Annotated in this window: 18 protein-coding genes and 1 pseudogene; 12 read left to right on the plus strand and 7 right to left on the minus strand. The window is 64.5% G+C overall.

The features are described from left to right. Positions 1-15: 15 nt before the first annotated feature. The 4 genes from RMN99_RS06245 to RMN99_RS06260 all read right to left on the minus strand — a co-directional run bounded on the left by RMN99_RS06245 (position 16) and on the right by RMN99_RS06260 (position 4,700). Complete coding sequence (locus RMN99_RS06245; protein ID WP_309622440.1) at positions 16-2,877, minus strand: insulinase family protein; 2,862 nt, start codon at positions 2,875-2,877, stop codon at positions 16-18. A 37-nt stretch (positions 2,878-2,914) separates the two neighbouring features. Further along, positions 2,915-3,463: a DUF924 family protein gene (locus tag RMN99_RS06250; RefSeq protein WP_309622441.1), complete on the minus strand. Its 549-nt coding sequence runs from the start codon at positions 3,461-3,463 to the stop codon at positions 2,915-2,917. A gap of 8 nt (positions 3,464-3,471) precedes the next feature. Next, the gene (purC, locus tag RMN99_RS06255) at positions 3,472-4,254 is read right to left on the minus strand and encodes a phosphoribosylaminoimidazolesuccinocarboxamide synthase (RefSeq protein ID WP_309622442.1); all 783 of its coding nucleotides are present in this window, start codon (positions 4,252-4,254) and stop codon (positions 3,472-3,474) included. Between the two features lie 158 nt (positions 4,255-4,412). Continuing rightward, entirely contained in the window at positions 4,413-4,700 is a 288-nt protein-coding gene (locus tag RMN99_RS06260) for a DUF1330 domain-containing protein (protein WP_309622443.1), read from the minus strand. A 290-nt stretch (positions 4,701-4,990) separates the two neighbouring features. Here RMN99_RS06260 and RMN99_RS06265 point away from each other — a divergent pair, with 290 nt between their 5' ends. From RMN99_RS06265 to RMN99_RS06295, 7 genes are all read left to right on the plus strand, one after another. Continuing rightward, positions 4,991-7,996, plus strand: coding sequence for a TonB-dependent receptor domain-containing protein (locus RMN99_RS06265; RefSeq protein WP_309622444.1), 3,006 nt, complete (start codon positions 4,991-4,993; stop codon positions 7,994-7,996). Positions 7,997-8,161: 165 nt separating this feature from the next. Beyond that, positions 8,162-8,572: a ketosteroid isomerase-related protein gene (locus tag RMN99_RS06270; RefSeq protein ID WP_309622445.1), complete on the plus strand. Its 411-nt coding sequence runs from the start codon at positions 8,162-8,164 to the stop codon at positions 8,570-8,572. Continuing rightward, on the plus strand, positions 8,569-9,156 hold the full coding sequence (locus tag RMN99_RS06275) for a GNAT family N-acetyltransferase (protein ID WP_309622446.1): 588 nt from the start codon (positions 8,569-8,571) through the stop codon (positions 9,154-9,156). Before RMN99_RS06270 ends, RMN99_RS06275 begins: the two co-directional genes overlap by 4 nt. Positions 9,157-9,275: 119 nt before the next feature. After that, entirely contained in the window at positions 9,276-10,169 is an 894-nt protein-coding gene (locus RMN99_RS06280) for a carbon-nitrogen hydrolase family protein (RefSeq protein ID WP_309622447.1), read from the plus strand. A 21-nt stretch (positions 10,170-10,190) separates the two neighbouring features. Beyond that, the gene (gene dacB, locus RMN99_RS06285; protein ID WP_309622448.1) at positions 10,191-11,696 is read left to right on the plus strand and encodes a D-alanyl-D-alanine carboxypeptidase/D-alanyl-D-alanine-endopeptidase; all 1,506 of its coding nucleotides are present in this window, start codon (positions 10,191-10,193) and stop codon (positions 11,694-11,696) included. Positions 11,697-11,822: 126 nt separating this feature from the next. Next, positions 11,823-12,131 (plus strand): PilZ domain-containing protein, encoded by a 309-nt coding sequence (locus RMN99_RS06290; RefSeq protein WP_309622449.1) that lies wholly within the window; start codon positions 11,823-11,825, stop codon positions 12,129-12,131. 44 nt (positions 12,132-12,175) lie between these two features. Further along, positions 12,176-13,408: a class I SAM-dependent methyltransferase gene (locus RMN99_RS06295; protein ID WP_409035237.1), complete on the plus strand. Its 1,233-nt coding sequence runs from the start codon at positions 12,176-12,178 to the stop codon at positions 13,406-13,408. A 99-nt stretch (positions 13,409-13,507) separates the two neighbouring features. Here RMN99_RS06295 and RMN99_RS06300 read toward each other — a convergent pair whose 3' ends face one another. The 3 genes and pseudogenes from RMN99_RS06300 to purF form a co-directional block, all read right to left on the minus strand. Next, entirely contained in the window at positions 13,508-13,867 is a 360-nt protein-coding gene (locus RMN99_RS06300; RefSeq protein ID WP_309622451.1) for a PilZ domain-containing protein, read from the minus strand. Between the two features lie 81 nt (positions 13,868-13,948). Next, entirely contained in the window at positions 13,949-14,662 is a 714-nt protein-coding gene (locus RMN99_RS06305; RefSeq protein ID WP_309622452.1) for an SDR family NAD(P)-dependent oxidoreductase, read from the minus strand. Beyond that, a pseudogene (purF, locus tag RMN99_RS06310) lies at positions 14,659-16,131 on the minus strand (amidophosphoribosyltransferase). Before purF ends, RMN99_RS06305 begins: the two are co-directional and overlap by 4 nt. A gap of 145 nt (positions 16,132-16,276) precedes the next feature. On the opposite strand from purF, the gene RMN99_RS06315 reads away from it, so the two are divergent. From RMN99_RS06315 to RMN99_RS06335, 5 genes are all read left to right on the plus strand, one after another. Next, positions 16,277-17,518: a lipoprotein-releasing ABC transporter permease subunit gene (locus tag RMN99_RS06315; RefSeq protein WP_309622453.1), complete on the plus strand. Its 1,242-nt coding sequence runs from the start codon at positions 16,277-16,279 to the stop codon at positions 17,516-17,518. Next, positions 17,511-18,185, plus strand: a complete 675-nt coding sequence (locus tag RMN99_RS06320; RefSeq protein ID WP_309622454.1) for an ABC transporter ATP-binding protein — start codon at positions 17,511-17,513, stop codon at positions 18,183-18,185. Before RMN99_RS06315 ends, RMN99_RS06320 begins: the two co-directional genes overlap by 8 nt. Next, positions 18,182-18,661 (plus strand): glutathione peroxidase, encoded by a 480-nt coding sequence (locus RMN99_RS06325; RefSeq protein ID WP_309622455.1) that lies wholly within the window; start codon positions 18,182-18,184, stop codon positions 18,659-18,661. Before RMN99_RS06320 ends, RMN99_RS06325 begins: the two co-directional genes overlap by 4 nt. Positions 18,662-18,818: 157 nt before the next feature. Beyond that, the gene (gene dnaE / locus RMN99_RS06330) at positions 18,819-22,289 is read left to right on the plus strand and encodes a DNA polymerase III subunit alpha (protein ID WP_309622456.1); all 3,471 of its coding nucleotides are present in this window, start codon (positions 18,819-18,821) and stop codon (positions 22,287-22,289) included. A 26-nt stretch (positions 22,290-22,315) separates the two neighbouring features. Beyond that, positions 22,316-23,902: a long-chain fatty acid--CoA ligase gene (locus RMN99_RS06335; protein WP_309622457.1), complete on the plus strand. Its 1,587-nt coding sequence runs from the start codon at positions 22,316-22,318 to the stop codon at positions 23,900-23,902. The last annotated feature ends 71 nt before the right edge of the window (positions 23,903-23,973 follow it).

Raw genomic sequence — 23,973 nt, forward strand, 5'->3', positions numbered from 1 at the left:
CCCGCATTTTGTGCGCTACTTCGCGGCGGGCGGATCGACGCCTTCGGGCAGCACCAGCACTTCGACGCCGCCCCCCGGGGTCAAATATTGCCGCGCCAGCAGCTGAAGGTCCTTGGTGGTGATCGCCTCGATCCGCGCGCGGGCTTTCATGTAGCGTTCGATCCGGTCGGGCTGGGTCTGCGCGCGGTCGACCAGCACCAGCCAGCCGCCATTGGTCTTGAGCATGTTGTCAAAGCTTTCGAGCAGCGGAGCCTTGGCGCGTTGCAGCACATCGGCGCTGACCGGTTCGGCAATCAGGCGGCCGATCGTGCCGGCGATCGCGCTGCGGGTGGCGGCCACGTCCTTTACATCGACGGAGGCTGAAACCAGGAAGGTGCCGTATCCGCGCCAGGTGCGCGAGGTGTTGCTGGATGCGCCCGGGCCATAGGTCTTGCCCAGCCGTTCGCGCAGTTCCTCGGTCATTTCGATCTGGACCACGCGCTGGAGCAGCGCCAGGCTAATATCGGCCACCGGGTCCTCGCCGTCGCGGGTCGGCCAGCTGATCGTCAGCAGCGCCTGATCCTTGGCCCCGGTGTGGCGCAGCACGCGCGGCGCGCGGTTGGCGGTGAAGGGGTGGTCGCGGTTGTCGGCATAGGCGCGGAAGGTCTGCTCGCGCTGCGGAAGCGCTCCGAAAGTACGGCCAACCGCGGCGATCACCGCGTCCTCATCGACATCGCCGACCACCCCAATCTCGATTGCGCCATTGGCGAGCCGGTCCCCGACATCGGCCTTGAGCCTGGCGAAATCGAGTTTGCGCCAATCTTCGACGCCGCCCAGCGAATAGCGCGGATCGTTGTCTGACAGGATCCCGCCAAGATCGGCCCCCAGCGCTGCGCCGGGGGTGGCGCGCAGCGCGGCGAAGAAGTTGTTGATCGACTGGCGGAACAGCACTTCGCCTTCGGGGCGATAGCCCGGATCGCTGACTTGCGCGGCAAGGTACTGGAATTCGAGGTCCAGATCCTGCGGGGTGGTTTGGGCGCGTGCCAAGAAAGTCTCGTCGTCAGGGCTGAAGCTGGCTGAAACGGTGCGGCCGGCAAACAGGCTGTCAAGCTCGTCCTTGCTGTGCTTGCCCAGCCCGCCCAGATTGAGCACGCCCAGCATCCGCGTGGCGAGCGGATTGTCACGCGTGTTGAGCAGGTTGCCGCCATCGATCGAGACCTGCACCAGCACCCGGTCCTGATCGAGATCGGTGCGCTTGATGTTGAGCATCACGCCGTTGGCAAAGCGTATCTGGCGGATCCCCAGTGCCGGATCGCGGACATCGCTGACCACTTTTCCGGCCGGGCCGAAATCGCTGTAGCCGAAGCTGGCCGCCGCTCGGCGTTCGGGCGGGGCGATCGTGGTCCGCTGGGCCTCGCCCCAGGCCGCGCGCAGCCCTGCTTCGCCGTCCAGCGGCGGGGTGCGGCCCTGAAAGCGGATCAGTGGATTGTCCAGCGGGACAGCTTCGCGCTTCATCGCGGCGAGCACGGCATCGGGGGAAATCTTCGGCACGAACAGGTCAAAGCGCCGGGCAGCTTCATCGGGCGCGAGCGGAACCACGCCGTCGTTCACCAGATCGACCGCTGCGTCATAAAGCTGATTGTTGCTGCGGGTCGAGCGGCCATCGGCAGCCTTGCGGAAATCGCCGCGCAGGATCGCGACCTGTTCGGCCACTTCCTCGGGCGTGAAGCCATAAGTCAGCGCGGCGCGGTATTCGGTGCCCGCCGCGATCAGCCCGGGGTGCCACTGGCCGTCAACCGTATCGATCCGAAGTTCGGTCTCGCGCCCTTCGCGAAACAGCGCGTCGGTGCCAAATCCGGCGGCGCGGAACGGCGGGTTTGCCTGCCGCGCCAGCCGCACCAGACGGCGGTTGATGATCGCATAGCCGATCTGGCGCAGCACGTTCTCCTCGCGCAGGGCCAGCGTATCGGGCTCGTCCAGCCATTTGCCGTTGCGCGTCACCGTCACCCGTTCAGACAGCGCCGGATCGATATAGATATCGGTCTTGCCCTTGTAGCGGGGGTCAACCGGGCCAGTCTTGGGCTGGGCCATCACCGGGGCGGTGCGCCAATCGCCAAACCGCGCCTTGATATTGGCTTCGACCAGATCGGGATCGAAATCGCCGATCACGAACAGCGTCACGTGGCCGGGCACATATTCGCGCCGCCAGAACGCCTTCAGCCCTTCGGCGCTGGCCGCTTCCAGCGAGGCATGGGTGCCGATCGGCAGGCGCTGCGAAACGCGTGATTGGGGCAATACGAATTCGATATTGTCGACCAGCGCCTTGAGGCCAAAGGTGTTGCGGTCGCGCATTTCCGACAGCACGACGCCGCGCTCGCGTTCGACCGCAGCGGGCGCGAAAGTCAGTTCGCCGGCGGTTTCGCGCATCAGCATCAGCGCGGTATCGAGCAGCTTCACGTCACCGCGCGGCAGATCGAGCGTGTAGGTGGTGTACTGGTATCCGGTCGAGGCATTGGTATCCGCGCCGAACGCCAGCCCCTCGCGTTCGAGCAGCTTGACCATCTCGCCTTCGGGGACCTTGGCCGATCCGTTGAAGGCCATGTGCTCGACGAAGTGGGCATAGCCGCGCTCGCCGTCGCTCTCGTCGATTGACCCGGCCTTGACCTGCATCCGCACCAGCGCGGTGCCCTTGGGCGTGGCATTGGGGCGGATCACATAGCGCATGCCATTGGGCAGCGTGCCAAAGCGCCAGCCCGGTTCGAGCGGGACGTCGCTGGTCTCGAAGGCCCAGGCCGGCGGGGCCTCGCCGGTGCTGGCAATGCGGGCCTGCTGCGGAGCGCAGGCAGCCAGGGCAAAAGTGGAAATCGAAAGGACGAACAGCAGTTTGCAAGGCTTCATGCCCGGTTAGGTGCCGGATCGCCGCGCCGCTGGCAAGCTATCCCGCGAAGCCGCCGGAATCGAGGAACGACTGCTCCTGCGGCGTGGTCACGCGGCCCAAGGCGGCATTGCGGTGCGGGAAGCGGCCAAAGCGGGCGATGATATCGCGGTGCAGCGTTGCCCAATTGGAAAAGGTGCTGCCGCTGGCCGCATCAAGCGCCCCACACAGCGTCATGCAACGATCCTGATCGGCCAGATCCTCGCTGTGTTCGAACGGCAGGTAATAGAACACCCGCAGCGCTGCCGGGGCCAAGGTATCATGCCCGGCGTCCAGCGCGCGTTCGGCAAGGCTCTTCGCCAGCGGATCGGTGGCCCAGGAATGCGCCGAGCCGCGAAACAGATTGCGCGGGAACTGGTCGAGCAGGAGCAGGAGCGCCAGGCTGCCCTCCCAGCTTTCCATCCAGGCGTCCAGCGCGCCACGGGCAGCGGCGTGGTGCAGGCTTTCAAACCGGTCATGGATCGCCGCGTCGAAGGCAGCGTCATGGGCAAACCACTTGGCCGGACCCGCTTCCTGCCAGAAGCTGATTACAGCGCCTGCGCTGCCCATGGCGGACCCTACTTGCCGCGCAGCTTGCGGTGGGCCGAAAGATCCAGCACTTCGCTTGGCCCGTTGTCGGAATCGAGCAGCCCCAGCCGCCGCGCGACTTCCTGATAGGCCTCTTCCTCGCCGCCCAGATCGCGGCGGAAGCGGTCTTTGTCGAGCTTTTCGCCGGTGGTCATGTCCCACAACCGGCAGCCATCGGGGCTGATCTCGTCGGCCAGGATGATGCGGTTGTAATCGCCGTCCCACAACCGTCCGAATTCCAGCTTGAAATCGATCAGCCGGATGTTGACCGCGGCGAACATCCCGCTGAGGAAGTCGTTGATCCGGATCGCCATGCTGGAAATGTCCTGCATTTCCTCATTGGTGGCCCAGCCGAAACAGGCGATTTCTTCTTCGGAAATCAGCGGATCGCCCAGCGCGTCATCCTTGAAGCAATACTGGATCAAGGTGTGCGGCAGCGGCTCGCCCTCAGGAATGCCCAGCCGCTTGCTCAGCGATCCCGCCGCAACATTGCGCACCAGCACCTCGATCGGGACGATTTCGACCTGCCGCACCAATTGCTCGCGCATGTTAAGCCGCTTGATGAAATGGGTCGGGATGCCGATGTGGCTCAGCCGCGTGAACACATACTCGCTGATGCGGTTGTTGATCACGCCCTTGCCCTGGATCGTGCCCTTTTTCTGGGCATTGAAGGCGGTGGCATCATCCTTGAAATACTGGATGATCGTGCCCGGTTCGGGACCCTCATAGAGGATCTTGGCCTTGCCTTCGTAAATCTGGCGGCGACGCGACATGGAGGCGTTCCTTGGTCTGAAAATGCAGCGGCCCCGGTCTGGGCGAGTCGGCAAAGACACGCGCACCGGGGCGGGAGCTTGGCCCTACCCGGTTTCGCCCATTGGCGCAATGCGGCGCGGAAATGCGGCCCGTCCCGCGCCGGGAGCGGCTCAAGCGATCACAGCCCCTGCGTGATGAACACCCGGTAGTCGGCGCCGGCAAAGCGGTGCGCGCGGGCGGTCTGGTAGGCGTCGGACTGGTACCAGGCGCGGGCTTCTTCGATCGTGGGGAATTCCACGATCACACTGCCCAGCGCTTCGGGCCCTTCGAGCGTTTCGATCGCGCCGTAATAGGCCAGCGGCTTGGCGGTATGCCCGCCCAGCGACGGCCCGGCGGCGGCGCTGTAGGTGGCCATCGCGGCGGCGTCGTGCTCGCGTTCCTTGATGAAGACGATGTAGGCAGGCATGGGCAGGTTCCTTTGGTTGAGATTGGGGCCGGACGCGCGAGCATTTGGTTTGCCAAGGCCAAAGGGCAACGGCAAGTGCCTCGCCATCACCATACTGTGTTTTCGAAGTCACAGCCTTCGCCGATCTTCGCGCGCGGGTCCATGACGATTGACGAGCGGCAAGCTTGCGTTACATCATGGCGCACTTGCTCGGTACGAAGCAAGATTCAGGGAGAGGCAGGAGCGCCGCAAAGGGGGGCGTCTGACCTTTTCCCACACGGGCAACATTTTGTGGTTAGAGGAGTTTTTAGATGGCACAGATCAGGCAGATCAGCCTTGCATCGGTAATTGCAATCGCAATCGGCAGCATTTCCGCCCCCGCATTCGCGCAGGATACGGCTGCAACGGAAGAAGAAGATACCGCCAAGGACATCGTCGTTACCGGCTCGCTGATCCGCGGGTCGAGCGAGCAGGCGTCAGCCCCGATTGACGTGATCGGATCGGAAGAGCTGGCCCGCCAGGGCAGTCCCTCGGCGATCGACCTGCTCAAGAACCTGCCCACCTCGAACGGGGTGATCGGCGATGCCAACCAGTTCGATGCGCGTGCGCAGGGCAACGAAGGGGTGGCCTCGGTCAACCTGCGTGGGCTTGGTCCGCAGCGTACCCTGGTGCTGCTCAACGGCCGCCGCATCGTCGCCTCGGGCGGCAGCGGCATTCCCATCGTCGATATCAACCTGATCCCCTCGGCCGCGATCGGGCGGATCGAAGTGCTGAAAGACGGCGCCGCCGCAACCTATGGTTCGGATGCAATCGCCGGGGTGGTCAACTTCATCACCCGCACCAATCAGGATGGCCTGAAAGCCTCGTTCGACTATCGCTACATTCGCGGATCGAAGGGCGATTACGGCGGCGCGCTGAGCTTTGGCCACACGGGCGAAAACTGGCGCTTCCTGGTTTCGGGCGGCTATCAGCATCGCTCCGAACTGCAGACGCTTGACCGCGATTTCGTGATCCAGCCTTACCCGAACAATCCGCAGGGCGGATATACCGGCGGCGGCAATCCCGGCAACTTCGATTTCAGCGGGGCCAGCAACGGTCTCAGCTTCACCGCAGACCAGGGCTGCACTCCGCTGGGCGGCTTCCGCAGCTTGCCCGGATCGACCACGGATCGCTGCTTCAACCAGTACGGCCTGTTCGGCAACCTGGTCGAACCCGAAAACCGCTTCCAGTTCTTCGTCGATACCGAATTTGACCTCGCCGACGGGGTAACGCTGCGGATGACCGGGCTGTGGGGCCATTCGGAAACCCGCATCACAACATCGCCGAGCTATCTGCCGACGCTGCCGCCTTCGTCAAACGCGGCCTTTGGCGGGGCCGGCCTGTTCGTGATCCCGGGCTACACCCCGGCGTTGCAGGACTATTGCGCCACCTATGGCGCGGCGGCCAACTGCCTCGTCACGGCCGGCGTGCTGCAATCGGCGGTGGCCTTCCCGGTGCTGTTCCGCCCGGTGCTGCTGGGCGGCAACCCGCTTAACAGCGGGCGCAAGAGCTCGACCAGCCCGCGCGTCTCGGACCAGCTGATGTTCAACGCCGATCTGGAGTTTGAACTGAGCGCCGATATCGATCTGCGGATGAGCTTCACGCACAGCGAATATGATCGGGATTTCGGTGGCACCGATACCTTCGGCGATCTGTTCCAGAACGCGCTGGCCGGGTTCGGCGGGCCGAATTGCGCCTATTCGTCGACCGCATCGCGCGTCGGGCTGACCCCGCTGCAGCTGGCCGGGCTGGCCGGGACCAACGGCTGCCAATACTGGAACCCGTTCTCCACCGCGGTCCAGGCCAACGCTGCCACCGGGGCGGTCAACCCGCTCTATGCCGGCTCGCGTCCCACCGGCAGCTTCTCGACCGTGCCGGGGGCCGGCCTGATCAACGATCCGGCGACGTTCGACTGGTTCTTCCAGGATACCTTCACCCAGGCCTTCACCCGCCAGACGGTGGCCGAAGCGGTCATTTCTGGCCAAAGCGGGATCAGCCTGCCGGGCGGGAATGTCGGCTTTGCGCTGGGCGTGCAGTACCGCAAGGACAACTATCGCCGGGCCTACAGCGAAGTCGGCAACCTGGCGTTCTACCCGTGCCCGGGTACACCGCTCAACCCGGCGGCCACCTGCACCCAGCAGACCGGTTCGCTCGGCTTCCTCGGGACCAACCGCAACGGACAGAGCAATAGCGATGTCTGGGCGACTTTTGCCGAATTGCAGCTGCCGATCACCGATGCTTTCAACGTGCAGGCTTCGGCCCGCTATGAAAACTACGGCGGTTCGGTGGGATCGACTTTCGATCCGCAAATTCGTGCCAAGTTGCAGGTTACCCCGTGGCTGGCGGTGCGCGGCGGCGGGGGCACCACGTTCCGCGGTCCGCCTTCGCAGAGTCTGGCCGGCAACCTGACCTCGCTGCAGATCATCGGCAGCTCGTTCCGGGCGATCGACATCAACGGCAACCCCAACCTGACGCCCGAAACCGCCACCACCTATAATGCCGGGATGCTGATCAACACCGGTCCGTTCAAGGCCAGTGTCGATTACTTCAAATATGACTTCAAGGGCCCGATCGAAGGTGAGCCGGTACAAGGCATCGTCAGTGCAATGTTCGCGCCTGGGAATTGCGGCAGCCCGGCTTATGCGGCGCTGCAATCGCGCTTCACGTTTACCGGTGCCGGTTGCGGCGTCGGCAATGTGCAGCGCCTGCGCACCCAGATCATCAACTCGGCCAACGTCTCCACTTCGGGGATCGATTTCCAGGCCAGCTATGAATTGGGCGTGGGTTCGGGCTCGGTGACGCTGGGCACCGCCGGCACTTACATCATCGACTACAAGACCGATTCGGTGACGGTGGAAGGCATCGTGGTGCAACCGGCGTTCGACGGGGTTGGCCTGCTCAACTATCAGACCACCGCCTATCCGTTGCCGCAGTGGAAGGGCAATGCCTATCTCCAGGGCGATTTCGGCGTGCACCAGCTGCGTTTGCAGGTGAACTACCTCGATGGCTACACCGACCAGCGCGGTGCCGCGATCTTTGGTCCCAACAATGGTGCGCTGGCGGGGGCCTCGGTTACCACCGGCAAGCAGATCGGCAGCTTCACCACGATCGACGCGACCTATCGCATCAGGCTCAACACCGGGACGATCATCGCCATTTCGGCGCTGAACATCCTTGATACCGATCCGCCGTTCGCGCGGCTTGACCAGAACTACGATCCGTTTACCGCCAGCCCGCTGGGCCTGACGGTCAAGGTCGGGATCAGCCAGGACTTCTGATCGGTTTGAACGAATGAGGAAGGGGGCGCCGGTTGATCCCGGCGCCCCTTTTCGCACGCAATCCGCAAGCCACGAATGAAGCGATCACAAATCGTGATGGCATGCCTTGCGCGTTGCTGCAGGGCGCGCTTCGGGTTAATCGGCGTTGCCTGACTGGAGGATTGCATGGACCGTACCGACGCTATTGCCCTGCTAACCCGCTACTACGCCGCCTTTAACGCTGGCGACTGGCAGGGGATGCTAGGATGCCTGAGCGACGACGTGGCGCATGATATCAACCAGGGCGAAACCCAGCACGGCAAGGAAACCTTCGCCAGGTTCCTGGCCCACATGGAGCGCTGTTACCACGAGCAGCTGGGTGGCATCGTGCTGATGGCGAGCGAGGATGGCACCCGCGGGGCGGCCGAATTCGTGGTCCACGGCGCATACCTGGTCACTGACGAAGGCCTGCCCGAAGCTGATGGGCAGACGTATCATTTGCCCGCCGGCGCGTTTTTCGCCTTCGCGGATGGCAAGATCGAGCGGGTGACAGTCTACTACAATCTGGCCGACTGGTGCGCGCAGGTCGGCGCTTGAGCGTTGCGGTCAGACCGCTGACCGGCGCCGAATTGCACGGCGCGCTTGGCGATCTTGCCACGCTGCGGATCACGGTCTTCGCCGCCTACCCCTATCTCTACGATGGCGACGCCGCTTACGAGGCTGATTATCTGCAGGAATTTGTCGCCGCGCCTGATGCGGTGCTGGTTGCCGCGTTCGCTGGCGCGCGGATCGTTGGCGCGGCCACCGCCAGCCCGATGGCGGCGCAGAAAGCCGAATTCCGCGCGCCGTTCGAACAGCGCGGGTTCGATACCGCCCGCCTGTTCTATTTCGGCGAAAGCGTGCTGCTGCCCGAATACCGCGGGCAGGGTGTAGGCCATGCCTTTTTCGACCACCGCGAGGCGCAAGCGGCGCGTGCAGGCGCAACTGCTGCCACCTTTGCCGCGGTCATCCGGCCTGACGATCATCCCGCGCGGCCATCCGGCTATGTCCCGCTTGATGCCTTCTGGATCAGGCGCGGTTACGCCCCGATTGATGGCTTTGTTACCGAGCTTGGCTGGAAAGAGCACGGCGAAGCAGAGGAAAGTCTGAAGCCAATGCAATACTGGATGCGTCGGCTGTGAAGAGTTCCCCTCCCGCTTGCGGGAGGGGTAAGGGGTGGGCCAGTCTTGAGCGCCGCGCTACACCCGCGTGACCCACCCCCGGCCCCTCCCGCAAGCGGGAGGGGGGAAAGTAGAACTGAGTGACCCGCTTCACCATTGCCGCCGCGCAATATCCGATCGCGCAACTCGAAAGCTGGCAGGCCTATGCCGCCAAGCTTGAAACCTGGGTCGCGGCAGCGGCTGTGGGCGGGGCAGCGCTGGCGGTGTTCCCTGAATATGGCGCGATGGAACTGGCTGCGCTCGATCCGGCGACGATGGGCGATCTGGCGGGATCGCTGGCCAGCGTGGCGGCGCTGGGCGACCGGGTCGATGCGCTGCACGCCGATCTGGCTGCACGCCATGGGCTGCACATTCTTGGCGCCAGCATTCCGGCCAGGATCGAAGACCGCTTCGTCAACCGTGCGCGGCTGTTCACACCGACCGGCAAGGTGGGCGTGCAGGACAAGCTGGTGATGACCCGGTTTGAACGCGAGGAATGGCATGTCAGCGCCTCCGCGCCGTTGCGACTGTTTGAGACATCGCTTGGCAAGATCGGCATAAATATCTGCTACGACGGTGAATTTCCGTTGCTCGCCCGCGCGCAAGTGGAAGCCGGGATGGAACTGTTGCTGGTGCCCAGCTGCACCGATACGCTGCACGGCTACTGGCGCGTGCGGCTTGGCGCGCAGGCCCGCGCGCTGGAAGGGCAATGCTATGCCGTGCAGGCGCCCACCGTTGGTGAAGCAGCCTGGTCGCCAGCAGTCGATGTCAATCGCGGCGCGGCGGGGGTCTATGGCCCGCCCGACACGGGCATGCCCGCAGACGGGGTGGTCGCGCTGGGCGAAGTGGATGCGGCGCAATGGCTGTTTGCCGAAATCGACCTTGCCAAGGTTGCCGCGCTGCGTGCGACAGGCGGTGTGCTCAATGCGCGGCACTGGGCCGAGCAACCTGGCGCGGGCCGGTTGCCGCCGGTCGAAGTTGTGGACTTGCGCTAAGAGCTTGGGCAAGCAGCGGCGATGATCACGCGTTTCGCATTCGCCGCGCTGCTGCTGCTGGCCCAGCCCGCGCTGGCCCAGTCGATTGTCGATGGCCCGCGCGCCAGGCCGGTTGCGGCACAGGATGGCACGACGCAGCGCGCGGTCGAGGCGGTGCTCGCCGAAGCGCCAAAGGGGACCCGATTTGGCCTGCTGGTGGTCGATCTGCAGGGCCGTGTGATCGTCTCGGTCAATCCTGATATGCGCTTCGTGCCGGCGTCAAATACCAAGCTGTTCACCACGGCTGCAGCACTGGCGCTCCTGCCCCGCGCCGAGTGGCCCGATGCCGAAGGCGGGGCCCAGGTGTTCCTGATGCCGGGCACCACGGGCAAGCCCAAGGATGTGGTGCTCTATGGCCGGGGCGATGCCCGCCTGTCGAGCGCGGCAGACTGCAAGGTCGATTGCCTCGCCGTGCTGGCCGATGCGGTGGCCGCCAAAACCCGTGTGGTCGGCGATGTGATCGGCGACGACAGCTATTTTCCCGACCAGCGCTGGAGCGCGGGGATGAGCTGGAACAACATCGGCGATTACAATGCCACGGCGGCGTCCGCGCTGTCGCTTGATGCCAACGAGCTGCCGGTCCGGGTTATCGCCGATCCGGCCGGCGGCCCGCCGCTGATCGCTGCGCCGCCTTACCTGATCGTGCGCAACGAAGCGCTGACGGTTAACGCTGGCGCGCCAACCACGCTGCAGCTTGAACACCGCGTCAATTCGCGCGAGTTCCGGCTTTACGGCACGATTGCGGTGGGCGCACCGGAATGGCGCGCGCGGGTGGGGATTGACGATCCGGCTGATTATGCCGCCACGGTCTTTGCCCGGATGCTGCGGGAACGCGGCGTCAAGGTGCTGGGCACGGTGCAGGTGCGCCACCAACCGGTGATGGGCAAGGACCTGCAACCGGCGGTGGCCGCAGGGCAAGCCGTTGCCGTGGCCGAATGGGGCGCACCGATCGCCGCTGTGACACCGCCGCCGCTGGCCGAACTGATCCCGCTGATCAACAAGCCCAGCCAGAACCACCATGCCGAACTGTTGCTGCGCCGGATCGGCCGGGTGAACGGGGGCAGCGGATCGGTCGAGGACGGACTGGCCGCCGAACGCGCGCTGTTCATCCGCGCCGGGGTGCCCGCCGAAGGGTTCGATCTGTTCGACGGTTCGGGCATGTCCAGCTACAACCGGGCCAGTCCGCGCGCGATGATCGCGTTGCTGCGCTGGGGTATCCGTCAGCCGTGGGGCACGGCATGGCTGGCCTCGTTCCCGGTGGCGGGGCGCGACGGCACCTTGACGAAGCGCTTTGCCGGCACGCCGCTCGAAGGGCGGATCCAGGCCAAGACCGGCACGCTCAACGCCACCAATGCGCTGTCGGGCACCATGACCACGGCCAGCGGGCGCAGGCTGTTTTTCGCTTTTTTCGCCAATGACGTGCCCGATGGTGCCAGCGCGGTGCCGATCATGGAAAAGGTGCTGGAAGTGGTGGCCGCGGCCAATTGAGCGCCAAGACACTGCGGCGCTTGCGGCAGCGGCTTAAGTATTGCCTGCAAGGCAAACATTCACTGTCGCTTCACCGAGGCGGGCTAAGGGTCACGCTGTCCGGGGATTGCATTGGGCTGGGTCGATATGGAAGCTGCACCGATATTCGAAGGCAATGGCGGCCGCCGGGCCGATCGCATCGGCTATCAGGCAAGCGTCCAGTTCCGCGCCGGCAATCGCCGCGCCGAAGTTCGCATCAGCGACATTTCGCGCCTTGGCGCGCGCGTTTCGGGCGTTTTCCTGGTCCACAAGGATGACCGCTTCTTCATCAAGCTGGGCAATCTCGAAGCGATCGAAGCCCGCGTGGCGTGGATCACCGATTTCCAGTTCGGTTGTGAATTTGTCCGGCCATTGAACCAATCGATCCTGCAAGCGATTACCGACGGAAGAATCTGAGTCCGCACATTGCGGCGCGGCTTGCCACAGTCCATATCACGGCGATGCAACCCGGAGTGGCTGATCAGCGTTCATCAAGCGGCGCACATGCAGAGCGCCCGCAGCCGGCCACCATGCGCCTGTGGCGCCGCGCGTTCGATCGTCTTCTGGGCCGTTTCGATGCCGGGATTGCCGCTGGCAGCGTTGATGTAACCCTGCCCGATGGTACGCGGCGGCGGCTTGGCGGGCGGGCCCCGGGGCTGACCGGCGAAATGGTCTTCCACAGCTGGATCGTGCCGCTGCGCGGGGCCACCGGCGGCTCAAGCGGATTTTATCGCAGCTGGGAAGCGGGGGAGTGGGACAGCCCCGATCTGGCCGCGCTGCTGGGCGTGTTTGCCGCCAATGCCGCAGCCTATGGCACCCTGATCCGGGCTCGCGGTCCGTGGCGGCTGGCGGGCCGGGTCTTCCATTGGTTGCACCGCAACACCCGCGCCGGAGCCGCGCGCAACATTCATGCGCACTACGATCTGGGCAACGATTTCTATGCCGCCTGGCTCGATGCAGACATGGTCTATTCAAGCGCCCGGTTCGATTGCGGCGCGCGCGATCTGGCCGCGGCGCAGCAGCACAAGCTGGATACGATCGCGCGGCGCGTGGCCGGCGCGCGCAGCGTGCTCGAGATCGGCTGCGGCTGGGGAGGGCTGGCGCAGCGTCTGGCGGACAGCGGCTTGGCGGTAACCGCGATCAGCCTGTCGGAGGCGCAGCTGGCTTGGGCCCGGGCGCACCGCTCCGCTGCGATCGATTTTCGCAAGGAAGATTATCGTGACACCCATGGCCAGTTCGATGCCATCGTCAGCGTCGAAATGGTCGAAGCGGTGGGGCAGGAATACTGGGACAACTTTTTCGCCTGCCTGGCGCGCAACCTGAAGCCCGGCGGGCGCGCCGCGATCCAGTACATTGCGATGCGTGATGACCTGTTCGAAGCCTATGCCAAGGGTGCCGATTTCATTCAGACCTACGTCTTTCCGGGCGGAATGCTGGTCAGCGAAACGGCGTTCAAGCGGCTCTCCGCCGCGCACGGCCTTGGCTGGACCGATCACGCAGAATTTTCGCTCGACTATGCCGAAACGCTGCGGATCTGGCGTGAACGGTTCGATGCTGCGGTGGCGGAAGGGCGCCTGACGGCGGGTTATGATGCGCGCTTCATCCGGCTGTGGCGCTACTATCTGTCCTATTGCGAGGCAGGGTTCCGCGCTGGCCTGATTACGGTGGCGCAGGTCACGCTGGTCAGGCGCTGAAGCGAGGGTGTCCCACCCGGGGCACGGCAGCATCCGCGCATTTGGGGGGTAGGGACACGGGTAGGCAAGGCCACCCGCGCCCCGGATGAGACAAACGGATCAGCAAATATTGCGGAATGACGGAGAGGTCTGGTACCGCGCCAGCACGTTGTCGTGGACGATCGGCGAAAGCAGCTTGTCGAACGCGCAGCCGACCAGGCTGTTGTCCCACCAGATCACTTCGCTTTGCAGCGCTTCCATGCCGGGCAGCGTCAGCCAGCAGATCGCGCCGGGCTGCAGGCGGTTGATCGCCGCGCCGCAAAAGCCGCTCAGCGATAGATCGTGGATCACGGTCTGGAAGCCGCGGCCGCCCGACACGCGCAGCGTCGCCGGGATCGAGACGCGGGTGCGCGGGGCGCTGCGATCTTCCTGCGCCGCCGAAAAATACGGGTCTTTCGTCGCTACCAGGTAGTTGCTCATGACCGGGCCCTCTGTTCAAACCTTGCCGGTTCCCTTTCCGGCAGGCTTTGCAGAGTATCGCTGAGCGCGGTTTCGCAGGCGTTACGTGGAAAGGTTAACCCGTTCGCGGTGCGGACTGGCAAACTGTTCACCAAGAAGCGCCAGCACGCGTTCAGCCACGGCTTCGGGCGGCTTGACGCTGGCGGGATCTTCGCCGGGATAGGCCTTGGCGCGCATCGCTGTGCGGGTTGCACCCGGATCGACAATCGCCACGCGGGTCCTGGCGATGTTGCGGGCTTCTTCGGCATAGCTGGCAACAAGGACTTCCGCCGCTGCCTTGCTGGCTGCATAGGCACCCCAATAGGCGCGCGGACTGGCGGCGACCGATGTGGTGAGGTAGATCAGACGCGGGTCGTCCGCCGCCTTGAACAGTGCATCAAACCGCGCGATCAGTGCCTGGGTGGCCAGTACGTTGATGGTCAGCGCCCTGGAAAACTGGGTCTGATCGATATCGCGTACGCCGCTGAGTTCGGGCAGCACCGCGGCGGCGTGGACCATCACGTCCAGCTTGCCCCAACGCTGGGCGATAGCTTCGGCCAGACGGGCGATCGAATCGCCTTCGGCCAGGTCGGCCGGGGCAATCGTGGCGCTGCCGCCAGCTTCGAAAATCGCTTCCTCGATCGCTTCAAGCGACTTCGCATCGCGCCCGGTGATCACCACATGTGCGCCGGCTGCAGCCAGCGCCCTGGCCACGGCCGCGCCTATGCCTCTGCTGGCGCCGGTGACCAGCGCGATCTGTCCGGAAAGGTTGGTCATCTGGCAGCGCCGACCGGCAGGGGCAGCTGGTCGGCATCGGCCTCACGCTCGGCCAGGTCGGTCAGACGGGTGGGGTATTCGCCGCTGAAGCAGGCATCGCAGTGTTGCGGCTGGGCGGCGTTGCGGCTCGCTTCGCCGACCGCGCGGTAAAGCCCGTCGATCGAAACGAAGGCCAGGCTATCGGCGACGATGAACTTGGTCATCTCCTGCACATCCATCCGCGCGGCCAGCAGCTTGTGCCGTTCGGGGGTGTCGACGCCGTAGTAGCAGCTGTGCTGGGTGGGCGGGCTGGCGACGCGCATGTGCACTTCAGCGGCCCCGGCATCGCGCATCATCTGCACGATCTTCATCGAAGTAGTGCCGCGCACGATCGAATCGTCGATCAGCACGATCCGCTTGCCTTCGACCAGCGCGCGGTTGGCGTTGTGTTTGCGCTTCACATCGGCGTGGCGTGCGCCGTCGCTGGGCTGGATGAAGGTGCGGCCGACTTAGTGCGAGCGGTTGATCCCAAGTTCGAACGGAATGCCGCTTTCCTGGGCATAGCCGATCGCGGCGGGCACGCCGCTATCGGGCACCGGGATCACCAGATCGGCCTCGACCGGCGCTTCCTTGGCCAGTTCCTTGCCGATCGCCTTGCGGACCTCGTAGACCGACCGGCCGCCCATCACCGAATCCGGGCGGCTGAAATAGACGTGTTCGAAGATGCACGGACGCGGCGCTGGCTTGCCGAACGGGCGCTGGCTGGTGGTGCGGCCATCGGCGCGCACTTCAACGATTTCGCCCGGTTCGATCTCGCGCACGAACGTCGCGCCGACCACGTCGAGCGCCACGGTTTCGCTGGCAAACACGGTCGCATCGCCGATCTTGCCCATCACCAGCGGACGGATACCGAGCGGATCGCGGCAGGCGATCATCCGCTTCGGGGTCATGCAGATCAGCGAATAGGCGCCTTCGATCATCCGCAGCGCATCGATGAAGCGGTCCATCAAGGTGGGATAGCGGCTGGTCGCGATCAGGTGGATGATCACTTCGGTGTCGCTGCTCGACTGGAAGATCGCGCCCTTGTTCACCAGTTCCTGCTTGAGGTGCATGGCGTTGGAAATGTTGCCGTTGTGCGCCACCGAAAAGCCGCCGCGCGCCAGATCGGCATAGAGCGGCTGGACATTGCGCAGCCCCTGGCCGCCGGTGGTGGAATAGCGGACGTGGCCGCTGGCCATTGCGCCGGGCAGTTCGGCCAGGAAGCTGCCTTCGGTAAACACCTGCGCGACATGCCCCAGGCCGCGCCGGGCAAAGAATTCCGCCCCGTTCCAGCTGACGATGCCGCAGGCTTCCTGCCCGCGGTGCTGCAAGGCGTGCAGCCCCAGCGCGGTGGTGGCCGCGGCTTCGGGCGTGCCGATAACGCCGAAAATGCCGCATTCCTCGCGCAGCTTGTCACCATCTGCGTCGAAGAAGGGGTGGGTAAGGTTCATGGATAGAATCGCCCTGATGCCCGCAAGTTGCCCTGAGGCCGCGCATTTGCCCCCCCTGCTGCCGGAAAGCAAGGGGCTGGGCATTGCTCTTGGATCAATGTCACCCTAAATCGCGCAGCATCTGTTCTCTCGTGGAAGACCCCGCTTGATCCTCACCCCGTTCGAACGCGCGCTGGTCCGGCGCTATATGCTGCCCGGGCGCGGCGAGGCCTTTATCGCGATGGTCGCCGGGATCAGCCTGATGGCGGTCACGCTGGGGGTGATGGCGCTGGTCGTGGTGATGAGCGTGATGAACGGTTTTCGCGCCGAACTGTTCGACAAGATCGTCGGGCTGAACGGCCATGCGATCGTCCAGGGTTATGGCGGGCGGCTGGACAATTGGCAGCAAGTGCTGGCCGATGTGAAGAAGACGCCGGGCGTCACCCGCGCCTCGCCGCTGATCGAACAGCCGCTGATGGTCAGTTTCAACGGCCGCGCCGATCTGATCTTTGCGCGCGGCAATACCCCGGAAGATATCCAGCGGCTCAAGAGCAAGGTCGTTTCGGGCAGCCTGTTTTCGGTCAAGCCCGATGCGGGCGAAGTGGCGATTGGCAGCGAGCTGGCCAACAATATCGGCGCGCGGGTGGGCGATACGATCACGATCATCAACCCGCAGGGGCAATCGACCCCGTTCGGCACCGTGCCGCGCCAGATCGGCTACCGCGTGGCGGCGATCTTTACCGTGGGGGTCTATGATTACGACCAGCGTTTCGTGATCATGCCGATCCCCGATGCGCAGACCCTGCTGCTGACCGGCGATACCATCGGGATGATCGAGGTGCAGGTTGAAAATCCTGACCGGGCGCGCGAAACGCTGGCACCGATCAAGGAAAAGTATGCCGATCAGGCGCAGATCAGCGATTGGAAATCGATCAATTCGGGGCTGTTCGAAGCCTTGGCGGTGGAACGCGTGGTGATGTTTGTGGTGCTGTCGCTGATCGTGCTGGTCGCGGTGTTCAACATCCTCTCCAGCCTGATCATGCTGGTGCGCGCCAAGACGCGTGACATCGCAATCCTGCGGACGATGGGGGCCACGCGCAAATCGATCCTCAAGGTGTTCGTGACGCTGGGCTTTTCGATTGGCGCGGCGGGCACGTTGCTGGGCCTGGCGCTGGGCCTGATGCTGCTGCGGTTCCGTCAGCCGGTGGTCCACGCGGTTGAGCGGATGACCGGACAAAGCCTGTGGGATCCCTCGATCCGCTTCCTCACCGAATTGCCGAGCCGCAGCGATCCGTTTGAAATTGGCGCGATCGCCGGGATGGCTTTGCTGCTGAGCTTCCTGGCGACGCTGTACCCCGCTTATCGCGCGGCGGCGACCGATCCGGTGCAGGTGCTGCGTTATGAGTGAACCTGTCATCCGCCTGACCGGGCTGACCCGCAGCTTTGAGCAAGGCGGGGAGACGATCGAAGTGCTGCGCGGCGTCGATCTGGCGCTCGCGCCGGGCGAGATAGTCGCGCTGCTGGGGCCTTCGGGATCGGGCAAATCGACCCTGCTGCAAGCGGTCGGCCTGCTTGAAGGCGGGTTCGGCGGCAAGATCGAGATTGCCGGGGCCAATGCCTCGGGCCTCAATGCCGATGATCGCACCACCGTGCGGCGCGAAGCGATTGGTTTCGTTTATCAATTCCACCACCTGCTGCCCGATTTCAGCGCGCTGGAAAATGTCGTCCTGCCGCAGCTGTTGCTGGGCAAGAGCCGCGATGAAGCTGAAGCGCATGCGGCAGAACTGCTGGGCGCGCTGGGCCTGTCCGAACGGCTGACCCACCGCCCCAGCCAGCTTTCGGGCGGCGAGCAGCAGCGGGTCGCCGTGGCCCGCGCGCTGGCCAACAAGCCGGTGCTGGTGCTGGCCGACGAGCCGACCGGCAACCTTGACGAAGCAACCGCCGACAAAGTGCTTGGTGAGTTCCTGAATCTGGTGCGATCACAAGGCAGCGCCACCCTGGTCGCCACCCACAATGAACGGCTAGCCGCCAAGATGGACCGCGTGGTAAGGTTGCACGAAGGAGTTTTATCATGACCACAATCGCCGATTTCACCGCCGACCTGCCGGGCGGCAAACAGGTTCCGCTGGCTGACAAACTGGGCAAAGTACTGCTGGTGGTCAACACCGCCAGCAAATGCGGCTTCACCCCGCAGTACGACGGGCTGGAAGCGCTGCACAAGAAGTACGCCGATCAGGGGTTCGAAGTGCTGGCCTTCCCGTGCAACCAGTTCGGCGGGCAGGAACCGGGCAGCGCGGACGAGATTGCCGAGTTCTGCAAGGTCAACTTCGGGCTGAGCTTTCCGTTGATGGCCAAGGTCGAAGTCAACGGCACCGGCGAGACGCCGCTTTATGGCTGGCTTAAAAGCGAAGCGCCGGGGCTGCTCGGCAGCAAGGCGATCAAGTGGAACTTCACCAAGTTCCTGATCGGCCGCGATGGCACTGTGGTGAAGCGCTATGCCCCGACCGACAAGCCTGCTGGCATCGCCAAGGACATCGAAAGACAGCTGTAGCGTCTCCGCTCCCCAACGGGGAGGGGCAGGGGGGTGGGGGTTCCCACGCTCGCGTCGAACCCCCATCCCAACCCTTCCCCGGCGGGGAAGGGCTTTTGGTGGATAAGATCGCCTGCTTCCTTTTGCGAATCTGCGTTTGCCTGCCTAGGCTGCAGCGATGTCCCACACCGGCTTTGTCCCTTTGCGCGTTTTGACCAGCTATTCGCTGCTGGAAGGGGCGATTGATCCCAAGGCGGTCGCCAAGCTGGCCAGCGAACGCGGCTTTCCCGCGATCGCGATTGCCGATCGCAACGGGCTCTATTCGGCCATGGCATTTGCCGGCGCAGCGCGCGAAATCGGGATTCAGCCGATCATCGGCACCCTGCTGGGGGTGCGGCGCGGCGCTGATGGGCCGATCGACTGGCTGGCGCTCTATGCGCAGGACGAAACCGGCTGGAACAACTTGTGCCACCTGGTTTCGGCCGCGCACCTTGATCGCCCGCTTGAGCTGGAACCGCACGTCACGTTTGATGGACTGGTGGGGCACACAGACGGCCTGATCGCGCTTACCGCAGCGGGCGAAGGCGCGCTGGCGCGGTTGCTCGCCGAAGACCGCCACGAACCCGCCCGGGCCTATTGCGAACGGCTGGAAGCGCTGTTCCCCGGCCGCCTCTATATCGAGATCGCCCGCCGCAATGACCGCCACGAGGAGGCCGCCGAAGCTGCGTTGATCGATCTGGCCTTTGCCCGCGATCTGCCGCTGGTGGCCAGCAATCCCGCGGCTTACGGTGATCCGCACTTCGTCGGCGCGCACGATGCCTTGCTGTGCATCGCCAATTCGACCCACCTTGATGCGGCTGATCGCCCGCGCACCAATGCGCAGGCCTGGGTCAAAAGCGCGCCGATGATGGCCGAGATTTTCGCCGATCTGCCCGAAGCGCTGAGCAACACGCTGGTGGTGGCGCAGCGCTGCGCCTTTGCCGCGCCCAAGCGCAAGGCGCTGCTGCCGAGCCTGGCCGGCGATGCATCGGGCGAAGCGCAGATGCTGGTCGACGATGCGCGCGCCGGCCTGGAGGCGCGGCTGGCACCCTATGGCGAAATGACCGCGGAGGCGCGCAAGGTCTATACCGACCGGCTCGATTTCGAAACCAATGTCATCAACACGATGGGCTTTGCCGGTTATTTCCTGATCGTGGCCGATTTCATCAAATGGGCCAAGGACAACGACATTCCGGTGGGGCCGGGGCGCGGTTCGGGCGCGGGCAGTGTGGTGGCCTGGGCGCTGACCATCACCGATCTTGATCCGCTCCGCCTGGGCCTGCTGTTCGAACGCTTCCTCAACCCCGAACGCGTTTCGATGCCGGATTTCGATATCGATTTCTGCGAAACCCGCCGCGGCGAAGTGATCCGCTATGTCCAGGCCAAATACGGCGAGGATCACGTCGCGCAGATAATCACCTTCGGCAAATTGAAGGCCCGCGCGGTGCTGCGCGATACCGGCCGCATCCTGCAGATGAGCTATGGCCAGGTTGATCGGCTGTGCAAGCTGATCCCCAACCATCCGACCGACCCGTGGACCTTGCCGCGCGCGCTCAACGGCGTGGCCGAGCTGAAGCGCGAATACGACAACGATGATGAGGTGAAGCGGCTGATCGATCTGGCGATGCAGCTGGAAGGGCTGCCGCGCAACAGTTCGACCCATGCGGCGGGCGTGGTGATCGGCGATCGCCCGCTGGCGCAATTGGTGCCGCTCTACCGCGATCCGCGCTCCGACATGCCGGTGACGCAGTTCGACATGAAATATGTCGAGGATACCGGCTTGATCAAGTTCGATTTCCTTGGTCTCAAGACGCTGTCGGTGCTCAAAAAGGCGCTGCAATTGCTGGCCCGGCGCGAGATTTCGATCGATCTCGATATGCTGCCGTGGGACGATGCCGAGGTCTACGAATTGCTCCAGCGCGGCGATACCGTGGGGGTGTTCCAGCTCGAATCCGAAGGGATGCGGCGCGCGCTTTCGGCGGTCAAGCCCAGTAATTTCAACGATATCATCGCGATCGGCGCGCTTTACCGGCCAGGACCGATGGACAATATTCCCTTGTTCGGACGCCGCAAGAACGGCGCCGAAAGTATCGAATATCCGCACCCGAAACTCGAGCAGATCCTGGCCGAAACCTATGGGGTCTTCGTCTATCAGGAACAGGTGATGCAGGCCGCGCAGATCCTGGCCGGGTACTCGTTGGGCGATGCCGATTTGCTGCGCCGCGCGATGGGCAAGAAGGACCAGAAGGAAATGGACGCGCAACGTGCGCGCTTCATCGCCGGGGCCAAGGAGGCATCGGGGATCGAGGCTGGCAAGGCGGGCGAGCTGTTCGATTTGATCGATAAATTTGCCGGGTACGGCTTCAATAAAAGCCACGCGGCGGCTTATGCCCTGTTGTCCTACCAGACCGCCTGGCTGAAGACGCATTACCCGCATGAATTCTATGCCGCGTCGATGTGCTTCGACATGCACCAGTCGGAAAAGCTGTCGGTCTATGTTGATGACATGCGCCGCGCCGGGGTCGCGCTGGAAGGGCCAGACATCAACCGCTCGGAGGCGGAATTTACCGTCGAGCGGACTGACGATGGCCACGCGGTGCGCTACGCTCTGGCGGGGATCCGCAATGTCGGCGAAAAGGCGATGGATGCGATCGTGGCTGAGCGCGAGGCGGGTGGCGCGTTTGCCAGCCTTGAAGACCTGTTCCGCCGCGTGCCGCCCGGATCGATGAACCGCCGTCAGCTCGAAGGGCTGGCCGGGGCCGGGGCCTTCGACACGCAGGAGCCCAACCGGGCGAAGGTGCTGACCAATGCCGATATGCTGCTGGCTGTGGCCGACGAGGCCGAGCGTAGCCGCTCAAGCGGGCAGGCGGCGCTGTTCGGCGGCGATGATCACACCGCCCCGGCGCTGCGTCTGGCCGAGGTGGAGCCGTGGTCGAAGAGCGAGCAGATGGCGAAGGAGCGAGAAAGCTTCGGGTTCTACTTCGCTGCGCACCCGGTGGAACAGTGGCGCTTGGTAGCCGTAGCCAACGGCGCGCGGTCCTATGCCAACATCATGGAAAGCGGGGTCGCCGGGGGCGGCCGGATGCAGGCGGTGATGGCGGCGATGGTCGAAGGCGTCAATCGCGGGCGGACGCGGCGCGGGGCCGATTTCATCCGTGCCGATTTCTCCGACAATTCGGGCCAGTTCTCCGCCGCGTGCTTTGAAGAAGCGCTGGTCGAACCGATGATCCAGTGGGCCAAGGACGGCACCTGCCTGTTGCTGACAGTGGAGCTCGATGCGCCCAGCCCGGAAGAGCCGCCGCGGGTTACCGTGCGCGCGGCCCGCCCGCTTAGCGAGGTGAAGACCGCCGGATCGATGTTGCTGCGGCTTGACGTGCTGTGGCCCGATATTTTTGCCGCGCTGGCGGGGATGCTGCCGCGCGGTGAAGATGGCCGGGGCGAGGTGGTCGCGCTGGTCCAGACTGCAGCCGGCAAGGCCGCGCAGATTTGTCTGGGCAAGGATTTCCACCTCGACGGCGAATTGGCTGAACGCTTGGCAAGCGTCGAAGGACTTGCCAATGTGGCGCTAAGCGCGCGGCGCGGCGGGGCGAACCTTCGGCTGGTTGCGTAGGGCCAAACGGGTATCAGGAGAGAGTAATGCTTGGAGCCATGCAGGACTGGGACCTTCGGGTAACCCGGATCATCGATCACGCCGCGCGCGAACATGGCACGCGCGAAATCGTGACGCACTGGGCCGATGGCAGCGAAACCCGCACCAATTGGGCCGGAGTGCGGCATGATGCGCTGAAGATGACCCAGGCGCTGCGGGGGCTGGGGATCGCGAAGGGTGACCGGATCGCGACCTTGGCAATGAACCATGCGCGGCATCTGGTATCCTGGTACGGCGCGGTGGGCGTGGGCGGGGTGCTGCACACCATCAACCCGCGGCTGTTCGATGATCAGCTGGAATATATCGCCAACCATGCCGAAGATCAGGTGCTGCTGTATGATGCAGCGTTCCAGCCGCTGGTTGACCGGATGAAGGCCAGGTGGACCACGATAAAGCGCTACATCTGCTTCGACAACGGCCAGTTCGAGGATTGGATCGGCGCTGAAGATGGCAATGCCGAATGGGCCGACGGTGACGAGCGCGATCCCTGCATGCTGTGCTATACCAGCGGCACCACCGGTCATCCCAAGGGCGTGCTCTACGAACACCGCTCGACCATGCTGCACGCGATCACCGGGCTGCAACCGGCAATCTTCGATTTCGATGCGACCGCGGTGATGCTGCCGGTGGTGCCGATGTTCCACGCCGCCAGCTGGGGCCTGCCATGGTCTGGTGCGGCGGCGGGGATCAAATTTGTGTTCTCGGCGGTCAACGATCCGGCCGTGCTGTGTGATCTTATGAACCGTGAAAAGGTAACCCATTCGGCCGGGGTTCCGACCGTCTGGCTCGCCACTTTCCAGCACATGGACGCCACCGGGGTGACGCTGCCCACCTTGCGCCACGCAATCATCGGCGGATCGGCTGCGCCGCGGTTTATGCTCGAGCGGCTGATGACGGCGGGGGTCAATGTCGCGCACGCCTGGGGGATGACCGAAACCAGCCCGATCGGCACCACCGGGGCCAAGACGTTCGATTGGGACGACAAGGATTTCGAAGCCCAGATCGATGTGAAGCAGATGCAGGGCCGGGTCCCCTTCGGCGTTGAGCTGCGCTGCGTCGATCTCGACGATCCGGCCAAAGTGCTGGAGCGCGACGGGGTGACCAGCGGCGCGCTGCAAGTGCGCGGCCCGTGGGTGATCAAGCGCTATTTCAAGGCCGAAGCCGATGCAACCGATGCGGAGCAGTGGTTCGATACCGGCGATGTCGCCATCCTGCATGGCGATGGCACGCTGCAGCTGACCGACCGGACCAAGGACGTGATCAAATCGGGCGGTGAATGGATCAGCTCGGTCGAACTGGAAAACGCGGCGATGAGCCACCCTGCGGTGGCGGAGGCGGCGGCCATCGGCATCTATCATCCGCGCTGGGATGAGCGCCCGATTCTGATTGTGGTCAAGAAAGCCGGGGTGGAAGTCACCGGCGATGAAATCAAGGCACACCTGACGATGACCGTCGCCAAGTGGTGGCTGCCTGACGCGGTGGAATTCGTCGCGGAAATCCCGCACGGCGGAACCGGCAAGGTCAGCAAGAAAGACCTGCGCGAACAGTTCCGCGACTATCGCCTCGCTGACTAGCGACCCGGCATAGTCAGAAGGGCTGGGCAGGTGCCGGGCAAGGCAGCGATGGTGCGAACGCCGCCTTGCCC

The organism is Novosphingobium sp. (assembly GCF_031417815.1).
Taxonomy (GTDB): Bacteria; Pseudomonadota; Alphaproteobacteria; order Sphingomonadales; family Sphingomonadaceae; genus Novosphingobium.

Bases quoted from the DNA above. Each gene is read 5' to 3' on its own strand.
- dacB (WP_309622448.1), top strand. From the start codon at position 10,191: ATGATCACGCGTTTCGCATTCGCCGCGCTGCTGCTGCTGGCCCAGCCC.
- RMN99_RS06290 (WP_309622449.1), top strand. From the start codon at position 11,823: ATGGAAGCTGCACCGATATTCGAAGGCAATGGCGGCCGCCGGGCCGAT.
- RMN99_RS06250 (WP_309622441.1), bottom strand. From the start codon at position 3,463: ATGGGCAGCGCAGGCGCTGTAATCAGCTTCTGGCAGGAAGCGGGTCCG.
- RMN99_RS06320 (WP_309622454.1), top strand. From the start codon at position 17,511: ATGAGTGAACCTGTCATCCGCCTGACCGGGCTGACCCGCAGCTTTGAG.
- RMN99_RS06300 (WP_309622451.1), bottom strand. From the start codon at position 13,867: ATGAGCAACTACCTGGTAGCGACGAAAGACCCGTATTTTTCGGCGGCG.
- RMN99_RS06265 (WP_309622444.1), top strand. From the start codon at position 4,991: ATGGCACAGATCAGGCAGATCAGCCTTGCATCGGTAATTGCAATCGCA.
- dnaE (WP_309622456.1), top strand. From the start codon at position 18,819: ATGTCCCACACCGGCTTTGTCCCTTTGCGCGTTTTGACCAGCTATTCG.
- RMN99_RS06305 (WP_309622452.1), bottom strand. From the start codon at position 14,662: ATGACCAACCTTTCCGGACAGATCGCGCTGGTCACCGGCGCCAGCAGA.
- RMN99_RS06295 (WP_409035237.1), top strand. From the start codon at position 12,176: ATGCAACCCGGAGTGGCTGATCAGCGTTCATCAAGCGGCGCACATGCA.
- RMN99_RS06325 (WP_309622455.1), top strand. From the start codon at position 18,182: ATGACCACAATCGCCGATTTCACCGCCGACCTGCCGGGCGGCAAACAG.
- RMN99_RS06260 (WP_309622443.1), bottom strand. From the start codon at position 4,700: ATGCCTGCCTACATCGTCTTCATCAAGGAACGCGAGCACGACGCCGCC.
- purC (WP_309622442.1), bottom strand. From the start codon at position 4,254: ATGTCGCGTCGCCGCCAGATTTACGAAGGCAAGGCCAAGATCCTCTAT.
- RMN99_RS06335 (WP_309622457.1), top strand. From the start codon at position 22,316: ATGCTTGGAGCCATGCAGGACTGGGACCTTCGGGTAACCCGGATCATC.
- RMN99_RS06270 (WP_309622445.1), top strand. From the start codon at position 8,162: ATGGACCGTACCGACGCTATTGCCCTGCTAACCCGCTACTACGCCGCC.
- RMN99_RS06245 (WP_309622440.1), bottom strand. From the start codon at position 2,877: ATGAAGCCTTGCAAACTGCTGTTCGTCCTTTCGATTTCCACTTTTGCC.